The organism is Bradyrhizobium algeriense (assembly GCF_003062295.1).
GTDB classification, from domain to species: Bacteria; Pseudomonadota; Alphaproteobacteria; order Rhizobiales; family Xanthobacteraceae; genus Bradyrhizobium; species Bradyrhizobium algeriense.
Map to the genome: position 1 here is coordinate 1 of NZ_PYCN01000019.1, position 23,030 is coordinate 23,030.

The 23,030-nt window shown below is 63.1% G+C and carries 22 protein-coding genes; 7 read left to right on the top strand and 15 right to left on the bottom strand.

What is annotated here, in order from left to right:
• Window positions 1-175: 175 nt before the first annotated feature.
• The 13 genes from C7G61_RS28465 to dnaK form a co-directional block, all read right to left on the bottom strand.
• Window positions 176-799 (bottom strand): 2,3-bisphosphoglycerate-dependent phosphoglycerate mutase, encoded by a 624-nt coding sequence (locus C7G61_RS28465; RefSeq protein WP_108520010.1) that lies wholly within the window; start codon window positions 797-799, stop codon window positions 176-178.
• Between the two features lie 26 nt (window positions 800-825).
• Window positions 826-1,641, bottom strand: coding sequence for a 4-hydroxy-tetrahydrodipicolinate reductase (dapB, locus tag C7G61_RS28470; protein ID WP_108520011.1), 816 nt, complete (start codon window positions 1,639-1,641; stop codon window positions 826-828).
• Window positions 1,642-1,867: 226 nt separating this feature from the next.
• Window positions 1,868-2,908: a M23 family metallopeptidase gene (locus C7G61_RS28475; RefSeq protein ID WP_244608510.1), complete on the bottom strand. Its 1,041-nt coding sequence runs from the start codon at window positions 2,906-2,908 to the stop codon at window positions 1,868-1,870.
• Window positions 2,908-4,140 carry a helix-turn-helix transcriptional regulator gene (locus C7G61_RS28480; protein ID WP_244608511.1) on the bottom strand — a complete coding sequence of 411 codons (1,233 nt, stop codon included), beginning with the start codon at window positions 4,138-4,140 and terminating at the stop codon, window positions 2,908-2,910. The genes C7G61_RS28475 and C7G61_RS28480 overlap by 1 nt, the downstream gene beginning before the upstream one ends.
• Before the next feature lie 45 nt (window positions 4,141-4,185).
• The gene (locus tag C7G61_RS28485; protein WP_244608512.1) at window positions 4,186-5,433 is read right to left on the bottom strand and encodes an HlyD family type I secretion periplasmic adaptor subunit; all 1,248 of its coding nucleotides are present in this window, start codon (window positions 5,431-5,433) and stop codon (window positions 4,186-4,188) included.
• Window positions 5,434-5,516: 83 nt separating this feature from the next.
• Entirely contained in the window at window positions 5,517-7,211 is a 1,695-nt protein-coding gene (locus tag C7G61_RS28490; protein WP_244608513.1) for a type I secretion system permease/ATPase, read from the bottom strand.
• A gap of 162 nt (window positions 7,212-7,373) precedes the next feature.
• A complete protein-coding gene (locus C7G61_RS28495; RefSeq protein WP_108520016.1) occupies window positions 7,374-8,678 on the bottom strand; it encodes a calcium-binding protein in 1,305 nt (434 codons plus the stop codon).
• A gap of 431 nt (window positions 8,679-9,109) precedes the next feature.
• On the bottom strand, window positions 9,110-9,412 hold the full coding sequence (locus C7G61_RS28500; protein WP_108520017.1) for a DUF1330 domain-containing protein: 303 nt from the start codon (window positions 9,410-9,412) through the stop codon (window positions 9,110-9,112).
• 33 nt (window positions 9,413-9,445) lie between these two features.
• Window positions 9,446-10,156, bottom strand: a complete 711-nt coding sequence (gene pyrF / locus C7G61_RS28505) for an orotidine-5'-phosphate decarboxylase (RefSeq protein WP_108520018.1) — start codon at window positions 10,154-10,156, stop codon at window positions 9,446-9,448.
• Between the two features lie 6 nt (window positions 10,157-10,162).
• Window positions 10,163-10,741 (bottom strand): NADPH-dependent FMN reductase, encoded by a 579-nt coding sequence (locus tag C7G61_RS28510; RefSeq protein WP_108520019.1) that lies wholly within the window; start codon window positions 10,739-10,741, stop codon window positions 10,163-10,165.
• A 51-nt stretch (window positions 10,742-10,792) separates the two neighbouring features.
• The gene (locus tag C7G61_RS28515) at window positions 10,793-11,395 is read right to left on the bottom strand and encodes a class I SAM-dependent methyltransferase (protein ID WP_108520020.1); all 603 of its coding nucleotides are present in this window, start codon (window positions 11,393-11,395) and stop codon (window positions 10,793-10,795) included.
• 210 nt (window positions 11,396-11,605) lie between these two features.
• Window positions 11,606-12,736, bottom strand: coding sequence for a molecular chaperone DnaJ (gene dnaJ, locus C7G61_RS28520; protein WP_108520021.1), 1,131 nt, complete (start codon window positions 12,734-12,736; stop codon window positions 11,606-11,608).
• A gap of 133 nt (window positions 12,737-12,869) precedes the next feature.
• Window positions 12,870-14,771, bottom strand: coding sequence for a molecular chaperone DnaK (gene dnaK / locus C7G61_RS28525; protein ID WP_108520022.1), 1,902 nt, complete (start codon window positions 14,769-14,771; stop codon window positions 12,870-12,872).
• Between the two features lie 594 nt (window positions 14,772-15,365).
• Here dnaK and C7G61_RS28530 point away from each other — a divergent pair.
• The 4 genes from C7G61_RS28530 (at window position 15,366) to C7G61_RS28545 (ending at window position 18,535) form a co-directional block, all read left to right on the top strand.
• Window positions 15,366-16,328: a hypothetical protein gene (locus C7G61_RS28530; protein ID WP_244608514.1), complete on the top strand. Its 963-nt coding sequence runs from the start codon at window positions 15,366-15,368 to the stop codon at window positions 16,326-16,328.
• Window positions 16,329-16,426: 98 nt separating this feature from the next.
• Entirely contained in the window at window positions 16,427-17,140 is a 714-nt protein-coding gene (gene pncA / locus C7G61_RS28535; protein WP_108520023.1) for a bifunctional nicotinamidase/pyrazinamidase, read from the top strand.
• A 26-nt stretch (window positions 17,141-17,166) separates the two neighbouring features.
• Window positions 17,167-18,018, top strand: coding sequence for a helix-turn-helix domain-containing protein (locus C7G61_RS28540; protein WP_108520024.1), 852 nt, complete (start codon window positions 17,167-17,169; stop codon window positions 18,016-18,018).
• Between the two features lie 82 nt (window positions 18,019-18,100).
• Window positions 18,101-18,535 carry a VOC family protein gene (locus C7G61_RS28545; protein ID WP_244608515.1) on the top strand — a complete coding sequence of 145 codons (435 nt, stop codon included), beginning with the start codon at window positions 18,101-18,103 and terminating at the stop codon, window positions 18,533-18,535.
• A gap of 6 nt (window positions 18,536-18,541) precedes the next feature.
• On the opposite strand, the gene grpE is transcribed toward C7G61_RS28545, so the two are convergent.
• Together grpE and hrcA are read right to left on the bottom strand one after the other, a co-directional pair.
• Window positions 18,542-19,147, bottom strand: a complete 606-nt coding sequence (gene grpE / locus C7G61_RS28550) for a nucleotide exchange factor GrpE (RefSeq protein ID WP_108520025.1) — start codon at window positions 19,145-19,147, stop codon at window positions 18,542-18,544.
• 118 nt (window positions 19,148-19,265) lie between these two features.
• The gene (hrcA, locus tag C7G61_RS28555; protein ID WP_108520026.1) at window positions 19,266-20,354 is read right to left on the bottom strand and encodes a heat-inducible transcriptional repressor HrcA; all 1,089 of its coding nucleotides are present in this window, start codon (window positions 20,352-20,354) and stop codon (window positions 19,266-19,268) included.
• A gap of 156 nt (window positions 20,355-20,510) precedes the next feature.
• On the opposite strand from hrcA, the gene rph reads away from it, so the two are divergent.
• From rph to hemW, 3 genes are read left to right on the top strand one after another with little or no spacing between them, the layout of a single operon-like run.
• Complete coding sequence (rph, locus tag C7G61_RS28560) at window positions 20,511-21,224, top strand: ribonuclease PH (RefSeq protein ID WP_108520027.1); 714 nt, start codon at window positions 20,511-20,513, stop codon at window positions 21,222-21,224.
• Between the two features lie 11 nt (window positions 21,225-21,235).
• Window positions 21,236-21,865, top strand: a complete 630-nt coding sequence (gene rdgB / locus C7G61_RS28565; RefSeq protein ID WP_108520028.1) for an RdgB/HAM1 family non-canonical purine NTP pyrophosphatase — start codon at window positions 21,236-21,238, stop codon at window positions 21,863-21,865.
• Window positions 21,858-23,030 carry a radical SAM family heme chaperone HemW gene (gene hemW, locus C7G61_RS28570; protein WP_108520029.1) on the top strand — a complete coding sequence of 391 codons (1,173 nt, stop codon included), beginning with the start codon at window positions 21,858-21,860 and terminating at the stop codon, window positions 23,028-23,030. Before rdgB ends, hemW begins: the two co-directional genes overlap by 8 nt.

A 23,030-nucleotide genomic window follows, 5' to 3' on the forward strand; every position in this document is an offset into this window, starting at 1 on the left:
GCGCCATCCGCTCCCACGCCGCGTCGCTCAAAACCAACCGATCCATCACACCCAAGACTGCCTCCCCAAAAGCAGTCTTGAATCTGATTTGCCCCTAAATGGGAATCCTTAGAGTCCACACCACCTAGAGCCATGATGGGTATCGCTTCGCTCCACCCATCCTACACGCCCAAACTCACGCCGCCAGATCGACCTTCGTCGCCACCGTCGAATCCGCATTCAACCGGTAGATCACCGGCACGCCGGTTGCGAGTTCGCGCTTCAAAATCTGCTCGGGCGTGAGCTTCTCCAGCACCATGATCAGCGCGCGCAGCGAATTGCCGTGGGCGGCGACCAGCGTGCGTTGTCCGCGCAGCACGCCGGGCAAAATCTCCTGCACGTAATACGGCAGCGCGCGCGCCAGCGTGTCCTTCAGGCTTTCGCCACCGGGCGGCGGCACGTCGTAGGAGCGGCGCCAGACCAGCACCTGGTCCTCGCCCCATTTCTTGCGGGCGTCATCCTTGTTGAGCCCGGAGAGGTCGCCGTAATCGCGTTCGTTGAGCGCGAGGTCCTTCGTCGTCGGCAGTCCGGTCTGCCCGATCTCGGCGAGCATCAGCTTCAGCGTATGCTGGGCGCGCGTCAGGTCCGAGGTGAAGGCAACGTCGAACGTCAGCCCTTGCGCCTTTAATTTGCGGCCGGCCTCCTTGGCCTCAGTAATACCCTGTTCGGTGAGGTCAGGGTCCTTCCAGCCGGTGAACAGGTTCTTCAAATTCCATTCGCTCTGCCCGTGACGCACGAGCACAAGAAGACGTTCGCTCATTGAGTGGATTTTCCGTTGTTCGATTTCTAGAAGTCGGCCAGCCCGAGCACATCGGTCATCGTATAGAAGCCCGGCTTCCTGCCGTGCGCCCACAGCGCGGCTTTCACCGCACCTTGCGCGAACATCGTCCGGTCTTCCGCACGATGGGTCAGTTCGATGCGCTCCATGGAGCCAGCGAAGATCACGCTGTGATCGCCAACAACGGTACCGCCGCGCAAGCTCGCAAAGCCGATATCGCCCGGCCGGCGCGCGCCGGTATGTCCGTCGCGGCCTCGTGCGGAGCGCGCGTGCAGGTCGACGCCGCGGCCGGCGGCAGCGGCCTCGCCGAGCAGGAAGGCGGTGCCCGACGGCGCGTCGATCTTGGCCTTGTGGTGCATTTCGACGATTTCGATGTCGAAGCTTTCGTCCAGCGACTGCGCGACGCGCTTGACCAGCGCAGCGAGCAGATTGATGCCGAGGCTCATATTGCCTGACTGCACCACGACCGCGCGCTCGGTAACACTCTTGATCACGGCCATGTCTGATGCCGACAGGCCGGTGGTTCCGACGATGTGCACGAGCCCGCGCTGGGCGGCAATCGCAACATTGGCAATGGTCGCCGCAGGGACGGTGAAATCCAGAATGCCGTCGGCATTGGCCGACAGCGTCCACAGGTCGGCCGAAAGCTTGATGCCGTTCTCCGGCAGGCCGGCGAGCACGCCGGCATCCTTGCCCAAAAGTTCCGAGCCCGGCGCTTCCAGCGCACCGGTCAAAACCGCGCCCGGCGTTTCCGAAATGACGCGCACCAGCGCGCGGCCCATCCGGCCGCCGGCCCCCGCAACGATCAATCGCATATCGGCCATGGTTTCACCTCTTTACGCCCTATAGCGGGACGAGGCCGTTCCGGCAACCAATCAGGCAGCCATCTGAGGCTTCCGAGCGACCATGCGGACCGGGCTCCGGACGAGCGAGGGGGCAAGCAGGACAGCGATCCTGTCCCTGATATTTCGATCCGGCGATGATCCGTATTGTCGGCGCCCTGTCCGCCGGATCGAACCAGATGCCCCGGAGATCGGCCGCCCCTCGCCACTAGAGAGTGAGTTCCATGTCTTTCTTCAGGACGACCCGGCCGTCGCGCTCGACAACATACGTGGCCTTGTAGGTGCCACGATCCCAGCCGGTCGCCGGACGCTTTCTGCCGGTAAACAACATGTACTGCGCCTTGTTCGCCTGAAGCTGTGGCGCTCGATTTTCGGCGATGACGTTCCCGAGCGGGTCCTTGATCGCCAGTTGTTGAGCGTCGCCCGTCTTCAGGCCGATAACACGAATAAAAGCGACAATCGCCGCTGCGCCGGCGGACGGCACTTCCTTGTCCGCGCTTCCATCCTCGATGGATTCCATCGTCACCGGACCGCTCGCGAAGCCGGCGTTTAGAACGGCTCGCTCCTGATAGGCGAGTTGCGCGTGAAGCGCGGGGTGCCACAGCGGTTCGCCGCTACCGCATGAGCCGGCGGCAGCGCCATAGGCGAAAGGATCGACGACCGCCCCATTGTGCCTGACCGTGAAATGCAGATGAGGATATTCGGTCAGTCCTGAAAGACCTACGCGGCCGAGCGGCTGCCCGGCTTTAACCACGTCGCCGGGCTTCACCACCAGGCTGCCGCTGGCCATATGGCAATACTGGGTTTCCCAGTGCTCCGCATGTTCGATCACAACGCCGTTGCCGCATTCGACATCGCGAACGGCTTCGCGCGCAGATTTGCTAAAGACGCCGTCCGGCGCATCGCCTCGGGTGCGAAGAACGCGACCACTTACGGAAGCGAGGACTTCCACGCCCGCCCTTTGCGACGCCAGTGACGGCAAGCGAAAGTCAGTCCCGTTATGGCCGTCATACGTCAGGGTACCGCACTTGAAGTCTCGCGCTGATGCTGACGGATCGGCATCAATATAATTCTGGATGTAGCAGGTGCGGCCAGGTTCGCAGGCGATTGGCATCCCCAATTGAATGCCCTGGGCGATCACCTCGGAAGAAAGGCCAGAAGAAAGGCCAAGTGTCGCCGCCAAGGCAAAAGTTCGAGAAAAAGCCGCTCGGCGCATGGATTCCCGAGCCATCGTAAGTGGCTTGAGCATCAGTCCAGCGGCCGCCTGCCGGCCGTGTCAAGGTCAACCTCACTGTCGCCGTTCAAGCGGCAATCCGAGGACGCTGCGCCGACGGCCTTGTCGCGCGTCCCGGCGCCGAACGGCGATTGCGTGAGATGATAGAGCAGAAAGAACTCTGCCTGCCGATTGATCCCCAGTTTAAGCATGATGCGCTTGGTGTAGGTTCTGACGGTTGCCTCGGTCAACCGCAGGTCAGCACCGATGTCCCGTGGACTTTGGAACTGAAGAATCCGGGTAATGATCCGCTCTTCGGCCCAGTTCAGGCCGAAGGCGGAGGCAATACGGTGTGCCCCCAGCACCTCATCGAATTGCGGCACGATGACCAACGCTTTTCCCGCGTCGCAATGCATTGGTGCGGCGCCGATCTTGGCGAAGGCAAACTGCTGACGCTCCGTTGAGAGAGGCACCGTTGTGTTCAGCCAAACCTGGCCGGGCCGCGGGGCCAACGCCTCCCGGATTGCCTCCTTCAAATTCTCGGTTACCGGTCCGCTGGACCCTGCGAGGGTGCCGCCATCCACCCTGATAAGGTCGCCCTTTGCCAGCAGCGCCCGTCCACCCTGATTTACCTCATGAACATGCAGGTCTTCGTCAACGACGAGGGCGGGAAAAGCCAGCTTTTCCAGCCATGTTTCTGCGTCTGGATGCTGATCCGGTGACCGCTGGGCAAGGGAATGCGCGGTTTCCCAAACCGTACGCACCGCGCGCGCTAGACAGGGGATTTCGGCCCGAGCGAGCGCGGTCTGCCGCCATCCCGCGACAAACACTATAGTTGACCTGTCGCGAGAGGAAAACCTCCCTATGACGGAATGACTATTTGTTCCTGGCTCGGAGCCGATCAACTTCCGCACAAAAGCGGTGCGCGCGTTGACGGGTTCGAGAAGAGAGCAATCGGCGCCAGCGCCCTTGCGGGCAATTCGCGCGACGGTCGTGGAGCATGACGGATCGATTGTGGCGTGTCCGATCCGAAACTCTTCAATCTCTGACCCGCCCGCGCACGACATGACCGCGACGTAGCAACTCTTGCAATCGAAAAGCTCGGCAACAGCCTTGCCAAAGTATTCCATTGCACTTTGGTTTCGACCTTGCTCCGCAGCCTGTCCTATATGCGGCTCGTCGGCGTCCTGAAAAGGCTCGCCGCACTCAGCGTGATTGACGCGAAATCGATTCTGCCTGAAGGGCAATGCTTTGCTGCTCTCATGCATGGGCGCCTCCCGCAATACTGGTGCAGCCGGACTCATGCCGGCGGCCTAGTGCTCCCTAAACGCGCGGTCGATGCGTAGTTCCATCGGCTGCAGTAGATACTGCGCAAAAGTTCGTTCTCCCGTTTCAACAAATATTTCAACGGGCATTCCGGGTAGCAATGACGAAAGATACGAGGAGGTCGGCGCGTTGATATCGAGCTCCACTTCCGCCATGTAAGAGGTAACGCCACTCTTGGCGTCGGTCAGCGCGTCTGCCGCCACGGCCACGACTTTTCCAGCGAGTATGGGCCGACGACGAATATTCAGCGCGTGAACCCGCACGCGCGCGGTCTGTCCGGCATGAACTTCTTCCCGATCCATTGGCTTCAATGACGCTTCGATGACAAGCCGATCTTCCGTCGGAACTATTTCCAGGAGGGTTTCGCGGGGTGCAAGCACGGCGCTGAGATCCCTGCTGTTGAGGCCAACGATCTTCCCACTCTCCGGGGCGCGCAATTCAGACCGGCCAAGCTGATCGCGCAACGCGGCAATTCGATGTCGAAGATCGCCAATGGCCTCGCTCGTCGCATGCTGCTGCTTGGCGGTTTCCTGATTCTGATTGAAGCCGAGCTGCCGACGCCTGTCCTCCAGCTCCGCCATTTTGCCTCTCATCTCCGCCACCGATGCCGAGTTGCGGGCAATCTGTCCGCTGGCCTCGGCTTCGGCTCGTTTCAAGGCCAGCACGCGTGGCTTTCGGGCGAGGCCCTTTGCCAGAAGGTAGCTCGTATCGGCTATCTCTTCTTGCAATAACTTGAGTTGTTGCTCGACACCTTTGGTGTTGCTTTCGAGGCCTCGGATCGAGTCCGTCAATTGCAGCATCTGCTGATCGATCATCTTACGCTCGTTCTCGATCGCGGCCAGCCGTGCTGCGAACTCGGCTTCCTGTGTCTGCATGGCAATTCGAGCCGACGTATGGCTCACGTTCTGCTTCAGTTCGTCGGGGAACAAGATCGATTCGGCGCGGGTCTGTTCCGCCGCCAGCCGCGCCTCCATCGCGAGAGCCGCAAAATATTTTGTCTCGAGCGAGCCAAGGGTTGCTTCGATCTGCGTGGTGTCAAGCCGCGCGATGAGCTGGCCGGTCGTGACCTGATCGTTTTCCCTGATGTGAATTGACTTTATTATCCCTCCCTCGAGATGCTGGACTGCCTTGCGCTTCGAATGAACCTTTATGACGCCTGGCGCAACAACCGCGCCGCGAAGCGGAACCGTCGTGGCCCACACGCCGAAGCCGCAAAATTGCAGAATGAGCAGCACACATCCCCATCCGATGATCCGCCCTATATCGGATCGCGGTCGTTCCTTGCGGGAAACGACGGCTGGATAATCCGGCCCCTGAGTCATCGAGGAGTTCCCCTCACGGTCAGTTTCTGAGGTTCCGCTTGATGCCGGATTACGTGCGGCTTCGACACGGATGAAGTGACAGGCAGGCGAAGAACTTCAGCAGGCGGCCCGAAGGCGAGCTGCGCGCCATCCCTCAAGAGGAGCACTGCATCGGCGATGGTCAATAGTCGGGGCCGGTGGGTGACAATCACCAGCGTCGCGCCGCGCGCTTTGGCCAGCTCAATGGCGGAGCAAAGTGCTTGCTCGCCGTCCGGGTCGAGATTGGAATTCGGCTCGTCCAGCAGGATCAATTTGCGATTGCCAAAGAACGCGCGGGCAAGACCGATACGCTGGCGCTGACCACCAGAAAGCTTGTTACCGTCGCGTCCTATCTCGGTCTGGTAGCCGGCCGGCAGAGACAGGATCATCTCATGCGCCTGCGCGAGCGTGGCCGCGGCCACGATGTCCTCGTCCCGCGCTTGGTCGTCAAAGCCGGCGATGGCTTCGGCCACGGTGCCGCCCAGCAGCTGCACTTCCTGAGGAAGATAGCCAACAAACTGCCCAAGCTGCTCGGGGTCCCAGTCATGCAGGGCTGCGCTGTCCAGCCGGATCGTGCCGCCGCTCGGTCGTTCCAGCCCCGCCATCAGACGCAGCAAGGTCGATTTTCCAGCGCCAGTCGGGCCGATGACGACAACAATCTCGGAAGGCTGGCACTCAAACGTGACGCCTGCGAGGATCGGGCGCTGCGCCGTGGCCATCCGATAGGTCACCCGCTTCACTTCGACCCTCCCGGAGGGGGACGGCAGCAGCGTACGCCTCTCTCGAACAAGCATCGGAACTGCGGCTGCCTGAACCTGCTTCCAGGCCTCATGCGCGGATGCAAGAGCGCGCCATGCCGAGATCAGGCCCTCCATCGGCTGCAGTGTGCGGGCGATCAGGATCGAGCTCGCAATCAGACTGCCCGCCAGCACTTCGTTCTGAAGCACGAGCCAGGCACCTGCGGCGATTGCGGCAACCTGCAATATCGTTCTCACCATGCGCGCCACCGCGCCGATGGCATAAACCCGCTCGCTGGCTCGAACCACAGGCGACAAGGCCTGGTCGTTGAGGTCCATGAATTCGCGAATCGCACCTCTGGTCCAGCCCATCGCGCGCACCAGGGCGGAATGCCGGACAATTCCGTCAAGAGTAGCCTGGGTCTTCTGTGCGGCCTGGTACGCCTGTGCGATTTCGGCGCGGGCAATCCAGCGGCTCGCGATGCCCATGGTGAGCATAATTGCCGTTCCGATCAGCGCGATCACGCCGTACCAGGGATGCAGGAAGAAGAGGATGAGAATGAATGCTGGAAGAAAGGGAGCGTCGAGCAGCGCTACAACCGTTGTGCTGGACAGGAACGTCCTCAACTCGCGCACCCTGGCAAGATCGTGCGTCCTGCCCCCGTCGCCGCGGTTGGTGGCATCAACGATCGTGCTTTCGAGCACAATGGGAGCGAGATGCCGCTCGAATCTGACGGCGAAGCGACTGAGCAGCCGGCTGCGCAGGGTGTCGAACGCAGCGCCGAAGACAAGGGAGGTTGCAGCGATGATGGTGAGGCCGACAAGCGTTTCGACGCTGCCGCTGCTGATCACTCGATCGAACACTTCAATGGAATAGAGCGGCAGGACCAGAAGCAGCACGTTGATGGACACGCTAAAGGCGGCGATCCACGCCAACGCGGATCGTCCCGGAATCAATCCAAGCAGCGACCTTTGAGCAGACGCTGAGGTTTCACAACGATTACGCAAATACATGAGTGGCCGGCACTATCACTAACTGAGTATTGCAGAAGGCCGGAGCGGGGCGGCCCGGCAGCCACCCCGCTGAATTATTGGATGTTAGACGACTTGGATAGCGTCATAACCTGCGGCAGCGTTGATGTCGGCGATCGAATCGAATTCCGTTCCGGCGCCACCCGTAATGCCGTCGAGCGTGATGGTGCCGAAGCCGAAGTCGAGCGTCGTGTTGGTGCCGTCGTCGACCACCACGATGGTGGTTGGATCGAACGCCGGATCGGCATCGACGTTGACTTCATCGCCGTCAGCAAAGCTCAGGTCGGTGACTTCATCGTCGCCGAAGTTGGTGGCAGTGTTGTCGCCGAAATTGTGCGTGTCGGTGCCTGCACCGCCTGTATGCATATCGTCGCCGAGACCGCCGTTAAGTACGTCGGCACCGTTGCCGCCGTCCAACTCATCGTCGCCCGCGTTACCGTTCAGGACGTCGTTGCCTGCGTCGCCGGCGAGGGTATCGTCTCCGTCCCCGCCATTGAGCAAATCAATACCGGCACCGCCCGCGAGCGTATCATCTCCGGCATCGCCTTCCAGCAGATCGTCGCCTGCGCCACCGGCAAGTTCGTCCGCACCGACGCCGCCGGACATCGCGTCATTGCCGTCACCACCGTCCAAGGTGTCATCGCCGGCGTTGCCGAACATGATGTCGTCACCGACGCCGCCGTTCAGGATATCGTCATCCGCGCCGCCATTGAGCGTGTCGTTGCCAGCTTCCCCGTTCAGCGTGTCGTTGCCGACACCGCCGTTCAGGATGTCGTCATCCGCGCCGCCGTTGAGCGTGTCGTTGCCGAGACCGCCATTCAGCGTGTCGATTCCTGCATCGCCGTTCAGGGTATCATCGCCAACGTTGCCGTTGAGCGTGTCATCGCCGTCGCCGCCGTTCAATGTGTCGTCGCCGGCATTCCCATTCAGCGTATCATTGCCGGCTTCACCAGAGAGGGTATCGACGCCCGCGCCGCCGTTTATGGTGTCATCACCAGCTCCGCCGAGGATGGTGTCGTCACCGGCGTCACCATCGAGCACATCGTTGTCAGCTCCGCCGTCGATACTATCGTCGCCCGCGTTACCGTGGATCGCGTCGACGCCGGCGTTCCCTGACAGCAAATCATCTCCCGCGCCGCCGTTGATTTCGTCGTCGCCATCGCCGCCGGCGATCGTATCGATGCCGGCATTGCCGTTCAGGATGTCGTTGTCGGCGCCGCCATCGATATCGTCGTCACCTGCGCCGCCATTGACAAGGTCGGCACCAGCCAAACCGGTTATGGTGTCATCGCCTTGCAGGCCGTTGATCTCATCGGGATCCGGCGTGCCAACTAATACGTCATTGCCTGCTGTTCCATCGATAAGTGCCATGAAGCTACTCCTTTACGCACAGCCGTCCGAGATGCGGGTCCGCTCGCGGCCCGTCATGCACATCGGGATTTGTGTGTTTTGTGTTGGCTCGATTTCCATCACGATCGAGGGGGAATCCACGATCGATGCGGGGTTCGATGGAGGCAACCTTGGATGAAGGCGAGGCAGCGTCGCAATCCCCATTTGGGGACAAAAGAAATGTCAGGTAGCCGACGTTGACGCGCAGAGCCGCGCTCGCTGCAGGCTTAACTGTCAGCTATTTTGCTATTTTCGACAGAAACCGATGGGCCAGGCAAAATCGGAAATATTTGCACATATTTCTTGATGCGATGGGCTCCGCGAAGCGCGCGAAATTGCGGCTTCCGCCGGCCGAACCGATCGCCTTGACGCTGGCCTCGAGCTGTCTAGATCACGAACAAAGTAACACTCACTCACGGCTGCGGGCTGTCATAGCCCTCGATGACGATGAGATCGGCGATTGAGTGCGGCTGGCGCACCTTGATGTTGGCCTGGTATTCCGGCGAATTGTAGCAGGCCAGCGCGGCCTCGTAGCTGTCGAATTCGATCACGACGTTGCGCGAGCGGCTTTGACCCTCCACCGCGGTGAACTTGCCGCCGCGCACGATGAAGCGGCCGCCGAATTTTTGGAAGATGGCCGGATTGGCCGCCATGTAGGGCTTGTAGCCCTCATCATTGCTGACATCGACGCGACCGATCCAGTATCCCTTCGCCATCTCACTCTCCCGTTTCTTGATTCACTGGTTTGACTATGCCAACGCTTGCTTGATCTCCGCCTGAATGGCGTCCGCCGCCGCCTTCGGGTCGGCAGCTTCGGTCACCGGCCGCCCGACAACAAGATAGTCCGCGCCGGCGGCGATGGCGCGCGCCGGCGTCATGATGCGCTTCTGGTCGCCGGTCGCGGACCCCGCCGGGCGGATGCCTGGCGTCACCAGGTTCATCTGGTGGCCGACGATCTTGCGCAGCGCCGCCGCCTCCTCCGGCGAGCTGACGAGGCCGTCGACGCCGAGCACCTGCGCCTGCTGGGCGCGCGCTTCGACCAGGTCGGAGACGTTGAGCCGATAGCCCGCGGCATGCAGGTCGCCGTCGTCATACGAGGTCAGCACGGTGACGGCGAGAATTTTTAAGCCCGATCCGGCGCGCGCCTCGACCGCCGCCTTCATGGTCTGCGGATAGGCGTGCACGGTGAGGAAAGTCGCGCCGAGTTTTGCCACGCTCTCGACGCCGCGCGCCACCGTGTTGCCGATGTCGTGCAGCTTGAGATCGAGAAAGACCTTCTTGCCGGATTTCGCCAATTGCTGCGCCAGCGGCAAGCCGCCGGCATAGCCGAGTTGATAGCCGATCTTGTAGAAACTCACGCTGTCGCCGAGCCGCGCAATCATCGCTTCCGCCTCGGCCACCCCGGGCAAATCGAGCGCGACGATCAGGCGGTCTTTCGGCGCGATAACGGCTGGCTGCATGTCACCTCACATCATGCGTTGGGAAACGTCGATCAATTGCCGCACCAGCGCTTTCAGCGCCTCGCTGTCGGCGGCATTCTTCAGGCGTTCCATCTCGTCATAGGCATCGTCGGCAAACGGCAGCGCGAGCTGGTTCGGGATCACCTGGGCATGGCAGGCCGACAGGATCAGCCGCAGCGCGGCCAGCGCACGGGCGCCGCCGAGCCGCCCGCCGGAGGCAGACGCGATCGCAAACACCCGCTCGCGAAACACCTGCCCGCGGGTCTCGTGCGCGTCCTGCACCCGGCTCACCCAGTCGATGGTATTTTTCACCAGCGCCGGCACCGAGGAATTATACTCCGGCGTCACGATCAGCACGCCATGGTGAGCCGCCATCATCCGCTTCAGATTGACCGCGTGTTTCGGTACGCCCGATTTGGCCTGCAGGTCGCCGTCATAGATCGGCAGCGGAAAGTCTGACAGCGAGATGCGGGTGATTTCGGCGCCCTCCCGCGCCAGCGCATGCGCGGCAACGGCGGCCAGCTTCGCATTGAGCGAGCCTGATCGGAGCGATCCCGGGATCACGAGGATTTTCAGTGCGGACATATTTGAATTCGTATTCGGGGCAACCCTGCCAACGCGAATACGTAGCAGGTATCAGCCCTTGCGATAAACCCAGACCCGCGCGGGCGGAAGGTTCATCCAGATCCGCTCGGAGGCTTCTGTGGACACGCCCGGCAGCGATTTCGGGATCGGCGGCGCGACCGAATAGGTGAACTGCACGAACGGAGCGCCGGGCGCGAGCGCCATGAAGGCGTCGCGGATCAGTTTCAGGCGCGTCAGCATCGGTTTGGTCACGAGCGGCAGGCCGGAAACCACGGCGGAGGCCGGCGCATCCAGCACCTTGTCAAGCGAGGCGCGCAACGCATAGGCGTCGCCCTGCACCACCTTGGCCTGCGGATAACGGTCGCGCAGCAGCGCGCAGAAGCCGGGATTGTATTCGACCAGCACCAGCCGCTTCTGGTCGACGCCATGTTCGATCAGCGCGTTGGTGATCGCGCCGGTGCCGGGGCCGAGTTCGATCACCGGTCCTTTGGACTCGACGTCGACATATTGCGCCATGGTCCGGGCGAGCAGCTTGCTCGACGGCATCACCGCGCCCATGTGCAGCGGCTTTTCGATCCATGAACGAAGGAAGCGAACCTCATCGTCGAGACGGAGAGGCTTCTTCAACGCACGCACGGACGATTGCAAAGGCATGTCGCTACCAGGCGGGACCCGCTAACGAGCGGGAATGTCAGAAAACGGTCATAAACACGTATAGGTCGACGGCGATATGGTCAAGCCAAACGGTAACGTGTCGGCCGCGCCAAAGTGCCCGCGATCCCGCGATAAGACCCTGTGCAAGCTGAATGAATCATGACTGCGGTGCGAGAACTGCGCTTCGCGCAGCCGCGCGTGCGCGCAGGCTCAGGAGCCCGCGCGGTTGCCGAAGAAGTCCTTGACCTTGGTGAAGAAGCCCGCTGCTTCCGGCTGGGTGGCGCCGGACGACAATTTTTCGAACTCGGCGAGCAATTCCTGCTGCTTCTTGGTCAGATTCTGCGGTGTTTCGACCATGACCTGGACATACATGTCACCGGTCTGGCGCGAGCGGAGCACCGGCATGCCTTTTGATGCAATGCGGAAACGGCGGCCGGACTGAGTCCCGGCCGGCACTTTCACCTTGGTCTTGCCCTTGTCGATGGTCGGGACCTCGAATTCGCCGCCGAGGGCGGCCGCAACCATCGAGATCGGAACCCTGCAATGCAGATCGGCGCCATCGCGCTGGAAGAACTCGTGGGTGGCCAGCGACAGGAAAATATAGAGATCGCCGGGCGGCCCGCCGCGGACGCCGGCCTCGCCTTCGCCGGCCAGGCGAATGCGGGTGCCGTCCTCGACGCCCTGCGGGATGTTGACCGACAGTGTGCGGTCGCGCGTCACGCGTCCCGAGCCAGAGCAATTCGGGCAGGCATCCTCGATCATCTGGCCGCGGCCCTGACAGCCCGGGCAGGTCCGCTCCAGCGTGAAGAAGCCCTGGGCCTGTCGGACCCGGCCGGCGCCGCCGCACATCGAGCAGGTCTTCGGCTTGGTGCCGGCCTTAGCGCCGGTGCCCGAACAGGACTCGCAGGTGACCGAGACCGGAATCTCGATCTGCGCGGTCTTGCCCTGAAAAGCTTCCTCCAGCGTGATTTCCATGTTGTAGCGCAGGTCGGCGCCGCGCTCGCGTCCACCGCTGCGCCGCTGCCCGGCCATGCCGAACAGGTCTTCGAAAATATCGGAGAATGACGAGGCGAAGCCTGCGCCGAAACCGGGGCCGCCGCCGCCCATGCCCTGCTCGAACGCGGCATGGCCGTAGCGGTCATAGGCGGCGCGCTTGTCGCCGTCCTTGAGGACTTCGTAGGCTTCGTTGATTTCCTTGAACTTCACTTCGCTGGTGGCGTCGCCCGGATTCTTGTCCGGATGCCATTTCATCGCCAGCTTGCGGAACGCTGCCTTGAGCTTCGACTCGTCCGCGTTCCGATCGACTTCCAGGGTTTCGTAATAGCAGCGCTTGGTGGACATCAGTCAGACCCGCCCGAACTTCACGCCGAAGGCACACTCAAAGATGCCGCCTTCAGCTTAAAGAAAAATGACCCCCACCCAAGGAACGCAAGCCGCGCGCTCTTTTGGATGAGGGTCATGATCGAAAGCCCGCTTACGCCGACTTCTTGTTGTTCTTGTCGTCGTCGACCTCGGTGAACTCCGCGTCGACCACGTCATCCTTGGCCGCATCCTTCTTGGCGTCGGCTTCGGCCTGCTGCTTGTACATGGCCTCGCCGAGCTTCATCGAAGTCTGCGCCAGCGTGTTGGTCTTGGCCTTGATCGCCTCGGCGTCGTCGCCCTTCAGCGCTTCCTTCAAATCGCTGACGGCGTCCTCGATGGCGCGGCGCTCGCTTTCCTCGACCTTCGAACCGTGCTCGGCCAGCGCCTTCTCGGTGGAATGCACCAGCGCGTCGGCATGGTTCTTGGCGTCGACCGCCTCGCGGCGCTTCTTGTCCTCGGCCGCATTGGCCTCGGCGTCCTTCACCATCTTCTGGATGTCGGCTTCCGACAGGCCACCGGAGGCCTGGATCCGGATCTGCTGCTCCTTGCCGGTCGCCTTGTCCCTGGCTGATACGTTGACAATGCCGTTGGCGTCGATGTCGAACGTCACCTCGATCTGCGGCATGCCGCGCGGCGACGGCGGAATGCCCATCAGGTCGAACTGACCGAGCACCTTGTTGTCGGCCGCCATCTCGCGCTCGCCCTGGAAGACGCGGATGGTGACCGCGTTCTGGTTATCCTCGGCGGTCGAGAACACCTGGCTCTTCTTGGTCGGGATCGTGGTGTTGCGGTCGATGATGCGGGTGAACACGCCGCCCAGCGTCTCGATGCCGAGCGAAAGCGGGGTGACGTCGAGCAGCAGCACGTCCTTGACGTCACCCTGCAGCACGCCGGCCTGGATCGCCGCACCGATGGCGACGACTTCATCCGGGTTGACGCCCTTGTGCGGCTCCTTGCCGAACAACTGCTTCACGACTTCCTGCACTTTGGGCATGCGGGTCATGCCGCCGACCAGCACCACTTCGCCGATTTCGGCCGCCGTGAGGCCCGCATCCTTCAGCGCCTTGCGGCAGGGCTCGATGGTCTTCTGGACGAGATCGTCGACCAGCGCCTCGAACTTGGCGCGGGTCAGCTTCATCGTCAGATGCTTCGGCCCGGTCTGGTCGGCCGTGATGAAGGGCAGGTTGATTTCGGTCTGCGTGGTCGAAGACAATTCGATCTTGGCCTTTTCCGCGGCCTCTTTCAGGCGCTGCAAGGCCAGCTTGTCGTTGCGCAGGTTGATGCCCTGCTCCTTCTGGAACTCGTCGGCGAGATAGCTGACGAGGCGCATGTCGAAGTCTTCACCGCCGAGGAAGGTATCGCCGTTGGTGGACTTCACCTCGAACACGCCGTCGCCGATTTCAAGAATGGAGACGTCGAAGGTGCCGCCGCCGAGGTCGTAGACCGCGATGGTGCCGGATTTCGACTTGTCGAGACCATAGGCCAGCGCTGCCGCCGTCGGCTCGTTGATGATGCGCAGCACTTCGAGGCCGGCGATCTTGCCGGCGTCCTTGGTGGCCTGGCGCTGCGCGTCGTTAAAATAAGCCGGGACGGTGATGACGGCCTGCTCGACCTTCTGGCCGAGATGGGCTTCCGCGGTCTCTTTCATCTTCTGCAGGATGAAGGCGGAGACCTGCGAGGGCGAATAGGTCTTGCCGTCGGCCTCGACCCAGGCGTCGCCGTTCGATGCCTTGACGATCTTGTAGGGGACGAGCTTCTTGTCCTTCTCGACCATCGGGTCGTCGTAGCGGCGGCCGATCAGGCGCTTCACTGCGAAGAACGTTCGCTCGGGATTGGTCACCGCCTGACGCTTGGCGGGCTGGCCGACGAGGCGCTCGCCGTCATCGGTGACGGCAACGATCGAAGGCGTCGTGCGCATGCCTTCCGCGTTCTCGATGACTTTTGCAGTCTTGCCATCCATTACGGCGACGCACGAATTCGTGGTGCCGAGATCGATCCCAATGACCTTTCCCATGGTCCTCATATCCTTCTTGTTGCGGCAGGTTGGCTGGGCCCTGGACGGCGCACCTAACCGAACCCCCAACGATCAATTACTCGCGATATTGCGACGGTGAGCCTCATATAGGAGGGGGGGTCGACCCTGCAAGGACCGAACGCAAGCTTAGGGCCTGAAAAGGCTGACGTTTGAAAGATTGTGTCAGCCCGGGGCGGGCCGGGCCGGCGCCTCAGCAGGTGTTAAGAAATCGGCAAGGCCGCTCGACCAGGGCCGGTTCGCTGCGCGCACTACTGACGCGTTGCGCAACGAAGCGGCATCATCCCGCCCGCGGGGGCCCGGCCGGCCGCGTCAAGGGACGCGGTATTTGGCCGCTGGAAGCGCCTCAAAAAGAGCTCGGATACCGGGCAAAATGCTGCAAAAAGGCCGACATATCGGAATGTAACGATGGAACGGACCCCTACCCTGCCCTGTTGCAGAGACATCAAAACCGCTAAAAGCGGGCCGACTGGAACGACCCCTGCCGTGCCCGCAAGACTCCAAAATTCCACTAGAGATTCCTAGCTGCATCGTCGGCCCCACTGAACGGCCCCATGCAAACCCGGTAGACCCTCCATGAAGCTACTTCGATACTTCGCTGCGATTGCCCTGACCGTTGCCGCCAACTCTACCGTATTCTCTTCCGCGTTCGCCGCCGACCCGGTCTTCCCGCCGGGCGCCAGGGTGGGCATGACGCCACTGGTCGGCCTCAACAAGGCGAGAGCGTTCATCGGCTTCGAGACCGAGGACCACGGCGTCAAGGTGCTGGTCACGGACCTGCCCGCCGAGGCCTATGGCGAGGTCGCCAATGCCTTCAAGGCCAACCCGGGCGGCGCCGGCGGCATCAAGCCGGAGAGCATCGAGACCGCGGCGGGGCTCGCCTATTACACCGCCGAAAACGGCAAGGAAAACGCCAAGGACGGCGCCGGCAATGTGCGCCGCTATTCGATGATCCTGCCCGGCCCCACCTTCTCCGGCTATGTCGCCGTGCAGGTGCCGGAGAACGCCTCCAAGATCTATACCGACGACGCCATCCGCCAGATGTTTGCTTCCGCCGTGATCCGCAACGAGGTTCCGGTCGAGGAGCAGCTCGGAATGATGCCGTTCAAGATCAGCGAGCTCTCGAGCTTCAAGAACATCCGCACGCTGGCGCCGGGCGCAGCTCTCATTCTCTCCGATGGCGACGAAAAGACCGGCTTCGAAGTCGCGCCCTTCATGATCATCGGCCTGATCGGCTCGACGGCGGCGTCCCCCGATGATCGCGGCCGCTTCGCCCAGCAGATCGCGACCACCATTCCAGGCGTGCGCGACGGCAGGATCACGATGTCGGAGCCGGTCCGCATCGATGGCCAGCCCGGCTACGAGACGCGGATCGACGCCACCAGCGGCAAGGATAATACGCCTGTTACCATCGTGCAGTGGGTGCGGTTCGGCTCCCAGAGCTCGATGCGCATCATCGGCTCTTCGCCGCGCAACGACTGGACCAAGGCCTTTCCGCGCTTCCGCGCGGTGCGCGACGGAATCCATCCGCGAACCTGATCCGGAAATTTGCAAGCGCGCCGAAACTTCGGGCTTTCGTTTGTACACACATGGAACTAGCCTTCTCCCCGGTCGGGTTCAAAACGGGGAGACGCACCATGTTTACTCGCAGGCTGGTTCTGACAGGTCTCGGCGCGACGTCGGTCGCTGCCCTCGTTCCATCGGCGCTTTGGGCCGCGCCGATCAAGCCCGACGAAGCATCCGCGCTGCTCGTCATCGACGTGCAAAACTGCTTCCTGCCGGGCGGCAGCCTCGCGGTCAAAGACGGCGAGCAGGTCGTGCCCATCATCAACCGCATCGCCAAGGGTTTTGCCAATGTGGTGATGACGCAGGACTGGCACACCGCGGGCCATGTCTCGTTCGCCTCCACCCATTCCGGCAAGAAGCCGTTCGAGACCGTTAATCTCCCCTACGGCAAGCAGGTGCTGTGGCCCGATCATTGCGTGCAGGGCACCGAGGGCGCGTCGCTGTCGAAGGACCTCGCGATCCCGCATGCCGGGCTCGTCATCCGCAAGGGCTTCAACAAGAACGTCGACAGCTACTCGGCCTTCACCGAGGCTGACGGCAAGACCACGACGGGGCTCGCCGCCTACCTGAAGGCGCGCAAGGTGAAGCGGGTGTTCCTCGCCGGCCTCGCCACCGACTTCTGCGTGGCATGGAGCGCGCTCGACGCGCGCAAGGCGGGCTTCGAAACCTATGTGATCGAAGACGCCTGCCGCGGCATCGACACCCAGGGCTCGCTCGCAAAAGCCTGGGCCGACATGACCAAGGCCGGCGTCAAGCGCATCAAATCGGACGATATCGCGGCTTAACCCGCATCACCTCGCGGAGATCGGGGATGTCCGATCTGGCGGCACCTTTCGCGTTCGAACTAGCCCGGCGCGCGCCGTCACCGCGCACGGCGGGCCTGATCTCGGGCATGACCGGTTACCGTGAGACGGCGCGCGGCCGGTTTTTCCAGCGCGAAGCCGCAGGCCTGGTGGTGCCGCTGATCATCAGCTTCGGCACGCCGTTCCTGATCGCGCTCGGCCGCGAGCCCGCCGCCACCGACCGGCAGCCGAGCTTTGCCGCCGGGCTTCATGCCGGCCCGGTCTTTATCGAATCCGATGGCGGCGCCGAATGCGTGCAGGTGGATTTCACGCCGCTCGGCGCCTATCGCTTTTTTGGCGGCACTGTCGTCGATCTCGCCGCACGCATGGTCGACATAGGCGACGTGCTGGGCCGCGAAGGCCGGGCGCTGCGCGAACGGCTGGGCGCGACAGGCGGCTGGCAGAACCGCTTCGATCTGGTCGAGGATTTTGTAGCCGATCGCGCCAACCATCTGCCCTCACCCGAGATCGAGTTCGCCTATCGCCGGCTGGCGCGCAGCGCGGGCGGCGTGCGGATCACCGCACTCGCCAAGGAGATCGGCTGGAGCCGCAAACATCTGGTCGACCGCTTTCGCTCCGAACTCGGTCTCGCGCCGAAGCCAATCGCGCGCATGATGCGCTTCCATCGCGCCTGCCGGCTCGCGCGGGATGGAGGCTGCAGCGGCTGGGCCGGGATTGCGGCTGAAAGCGGCTACGCCGACCAGGCGCATCTCGCCCGCGAATTTTCAACGCTTGCCGGCGAAACCCCGACAGCCTGGGCCCGGCGGCTGGCGCTGATCGACGGCCGCCTGCTGCGATCGCTGGACGGGCTCGACGCCTGACGGTTCCGGTAACAAATCTTCAAGCCAGCGCTGTCGCGCTTCGCGCATATTGGCGCAGCCGAAGCAAGCAAGGAGATTTTTCGTGACCGAGCCAAGCAAGATCGAAGCGCCGCGCATCTATCCGACGATGCGCTGTCGCGATGCCGAAGCCATGATCCGCTGGCTGAAGGATGTAATCGGCTTCACCGAGTACGTCGTCTACCGAAAGGACGGCGCGGTCCAACATGCCGAGCTTGCCTACGGCTCCTCGCTGCTGATGCTCGGCCAGAGCCGCGATGACGAATACGGCAAACTTGTCGGCGATATCGGCGGCCGCCGCACCGACGCGCTCTACGTCGCCGTCGATGATCCGGACCCCCTGCACGCCAGGGTCAAGGCATCAGGCGCAAAGATCGAGATGGAATTGCACAACACCGACTACGGCAGCCGCGACTTTGCCTGCCGGGACCCGGAAGGCAATCTCTGGAGTTTTGGCACCTTCTGGCCGAAGACCTGTGAGAAACCGCTGAAGGGGTAAGCCGGCTCAGTTCGTGACGTCGGCGGCAGGAGCTGCCTTGGCGCCGCCCTTGGAGACGGCGACCAGCGCCGGGCGCAGCACGCGCTCGCCGATCATGAAGCCGGCCTGCACGACCTGAACCACCGTCCCCGACGGAACGGACGGGTCGGGCACTTCGTACATCGCCTGCTGGAAGTTGGGATCGAACTTCTCGCCCGACGGATCGAACTTCTTGACGCCGTTCTTCTCCAGCGTGTTGAGCAGCGAACGCTCGGTCAGCTCGACGCCCTCGATGAAGGCCTTGATGCCGGGATCGGCGGTCTCCCTGGCCTCGGCCGGAATGGCATCGAGCGCACGCTGCAGATTGTCGGCGATATCGAGAATGTCGCGCGCAAACCCGGTGATTCCATACATCTTGGAATCGGCCACCTCGCGCCTGGTGCGCTGGCGCAAATTTTCCATTTCCGCCAGCGTGCGCAGCATCTTGTCGCGCGCCTCGGCCAGTTCCTTGGTCAGGGCCTCGTTCGAGCCTTCCTCGGGATCGTCGGGCATGATGTAGGGTTTTGAGACCACGGGCTCGCCGGTCTGGGCCTGTTTCACCTCGTCATCACTCGGCCGGTTGGGATCGGTCATAAGACTGCCTTCTCAAAAAACGCATCTGGTTCGATGGGGATTTGCTAGGCCGGATATCGTGCTTTAGGGGCCGAAAATCAAGCACAACCCGCCGGGATTGAGGCCCTATTCGGGCGGATTAGCCGCCCAGCATCCGGCTGACGATCCGGGCGGCGTAGTCCACGGTCGGAATCACCCTTGCATAGTTCAGCCGCGTCGGCCCGATCACGCCGAGAACGCCGACGATGCGGCCCGCGGCATCGCCATAGGGGGCGATGATGGTGGAGGAACCGGACAGCGAAAACAGCTTGTTCTCCGATCCGATGAAAATCCGCACGCCTTCGGCGCGCTCGGCCCGGCCCAGCAGATCAATCACGCCGCGCTTGGTCTCGAGATCGTCGAACAGCGACTTGACGCGTTCGAGATCCTCCAGCGCATGCAGGTCTTCCAGCAAATTGGCGTGGCCGCGCACGATCAATTGCCGGTCGTCATTGTCGCCGCCGGACCAGCTCGCGATGCCGGCCGCGATCACCTTCTGCGTCAATTGATCGAGTTCGACGCGGCTCTGCGTCAGCGCGGTCTCGAGCTCTAACCGCGCTTCGGCGAGCGTACGGCCGAGAATCCGCGCATTGAGGAAGTTGGTCGCTTCCGTCAGCGCCGAAGACGGCACGCCGGGCGGCAGCGCCAGCACGCGGTTTTCGACCTGGCCGTCTTCGCCGACCAGCACCACCAGCGCGCGTTCCGGCTCCAGCCGGACGAATTCGATGTGTTTGAGCCGCGAATTCGATTTGGCGGTCAGCACCACGGCGGCGGCGCGGGTCAGGCCGGAGAGCCGCGTCAGCGCCTCGCCGAGCGCCGCCTCGACCGATTGCGCGCGCCCGACGGATGCAAGCTGGTTCTGGATCGATTCCCGTTCCGGTTCGGTAAGGTCGCCGATCTGCATCAGGGCGTCGACGAAGAACCTCAGCCCGAGTTCGGTCGGCAACCGCCCGGCCGAGGTATGTGGCGCATAGATCAGCCCGAGGTGCTCGAGGTCCGACATCACATTGCGGACGGAGGCCGGCGACAGCGGCACCGCGATCAGCCGCGAAATGTTGCGCGAGCCAACCGGTTCGCCGGTGGCGAGATAACTCTCGACAATTTGACGAAAAATGTCGCGCGAACGCTCGTTGAGCTGGGCGAGCCCGGCATGCGGCGCGATCAGGCCAATCGGATCGTGGTGGGCCACTGTCAACTCCCTGGACAGCCCTAATTTGTAGCTCCGGCGGCCCAATGACAAGCGTTCCCTTTCCCGCCAAACAGGGCCAAAAACCCTTGCCGCTGCGCACGCCCCCACCTACAAGCACCGCAAACGAATTTTCGCTCGATTTCGAAAGGATTTCCCATGCGGCCAAGCCGCCGTGCGCCCGATCAGCTGCGCCCCGTGTCGCTGGAACGCGGCGTGGTCAAATATGCCGAAGGTTCCTGCATGGTGAAATTCGGCGACACCCATGTGCTGGTCACCGCCACCCTGGAAGAACGGCTGCCGCCGTGGCTGAAGGGCCAGGGCCGCGGCTGGGTCACCGCCGAATACGGCATGCTGCCGCGCGCCACCCTGGAACGCACCCGCCGCGAGGCCGCCGCCGGCAAGCAGGGCGGCCGCACCGTCGAAATCCAGCGGCTGATCGGCCGCAGCTTGCGCGCAGCCGTCGACCTCGAAGCGCTCGGCGAGCGCCAGATCACGGTCGACTGCGACGTGATCCAGGCCGATGGCGGCACCCGCACCGCCTCGATCACCGGCGCCTGGGTGGCGCTGGCCGACTGCATCGTGTGGATGAAAAGCCGCAACATGATCAAGGCCAATGTGCTGCGCGACAATGTCGCCGCGATCTCCTGCGGCATCTATCAGGGCACACCGGTATTGGACCTCGATTATGCCGAGGATTCCGAGGCCGAGACCGATGCCAATTTCGTCATGACCGGCGATGGCCGCATCATCGAGGTGCAGGGCACAGCCGAAAAGACGCCGTTCTCGCAGGACGAGTTCCTCGCGCTGATGGAACTGGCGCGCAAGGGTGTCGCGCGTCTGGTGGACTTGCAGAAGCTGGCCGTCGCGTAGTCTGATCGCATATGCACCGTCGAATCACCGGCGCCCTCGTGATCGCGACCCACAATCCCGGCAAGCTCGCCGAGATGCGGGAATTGCTGGCGCCGCACGGCGTCGAGGCCGTTTCCGCGGGCGACCTGGGTCTGGCTGAGCCCGAGGAAACCGGCCAGACGTTTCGGGCGAATGCGGCGATCAAGGCGATCGCGGCGGCGCAGGCTTCCCAGCTTCCGGCCTTTGCCGATGATTCCGGCCTCGTCGTCGATGCGCTGGACGGCGCGCCCGGCATCTACTCGGCGCGCTGGGCCGGCGAGGGCAAGGATTTCATGGCGGCGATGAGCCGGATCGAACGCCTGCTGCAGGAACGCGGTGCGACCACGCCCGATAAGCGAAGTGCGCATTTCGTCTCGGCCCTTTGCGTCGCCTGGCCCGACGGTCATCTCGAAGAGGTCGAGGCCCGCGCCGATGGAACTCTGGTATGGCCGCCCCGCGGCACCGCCGGTTTCGGCTATGATCCGGCGTTCCAGCCCTACGGGCACGTCAGGACCTTTGGCGAGATGACCTCGATCGAGAAACACGGCCTGCCGCCGATCGGCCTCGGCCTGTCGCACCGGGCGCGTGCCTTCGTCAAACTGGCGGAGATCTGTCTTGGCTAGCTCCGTACGCCATTACGCGAAGCGCGCCGCCTTCGGCGTCTACGTGCACTGGCCATTCTGCCTGTCGAAGTGCCCCTATTGCGATTTCAACAGCCACGTCCGCCACGCGCCGATCGACGAGGAAAGATTTGCCCGTGCGTTTGCGCGCGAGATCGAAACCACGGCGGCCCGCGCGCCTGATCGAACCGTCACGTCGATCTTTCTCGGCGGCGGCACGCCGTCGCTGATGCAGCCGCGAACCGTGGGCTTAATCCTGGATTCGATCGGCAAGCATTGGCGCGTCGCCGACAATGTCGAGGTGACGCTGGAGGCCAATCCGACCAGCGTGGAAGCTACGCGGTTTCGCGGCTATCGCGCAGCCGGCGTCAACCGTGTCTCGCTCGGCGTGCAGGCGCTCGATGACGCTTCGCTGAAGGGGCTGGGACGATTGCACAGCGCGCGCGAGGCGCTGGATGCGGTCGCGATCGCACGCAGCGCGTTCGACCGTTACTCGTTCGACCTGATCTACGCCCGCCCCGACCAGACGCCGCAGATGTGGGCGGATGAACTCAAGCTCGCGATCTCGGAAGCCGCCGAACATCTCTCGCTCTACCAGCTCACGATCGAGGAAGGCACGCCGTTCTTCGGCCTGCATGCTGCCGGCAAATTGAAGACCCCGGACGAGGCGGTTGCCCGCGCGCTCTACGATGTGACGCAGGAAGTCTGCGCGCATCATGGCTTGCCGGCCTACGAGATTTCCAACCACGCCCGCGCCGGCGCGGCATGCCAGCACAATCTCGTCTATTGGCGCGGTGACGAATATGCCGGCATCGGTCCGGGCGCGCATGGGCGGCTGGACATCGACGGCGCGAGACATGCGACCGCGACCGAAAAGCGCCCCGAGGCCTGGCTGATGCGCGTCGAGGCCAACGGCCATGGCGTCGTGACCGACGATGCGCTCAACAGCGAAGAGCGCGCCGATGAATTTTTGCTGATGGGGTTGCGGCTCGCCGAGGGCATCGATCCCAAACGCTATGCCGCGCTGTCAGGCCGCGCACTCGACCCGAGCCGGATCGCCGTGCTCCGCGAGGAAGGCGCCATCATCGTCGACGCCGACGGAAGGCTGCGCGTGACGCAGGCAGGATTCCCGGTACTCGACGCGGTGGTCGCGGATTTGGCGGCGTAG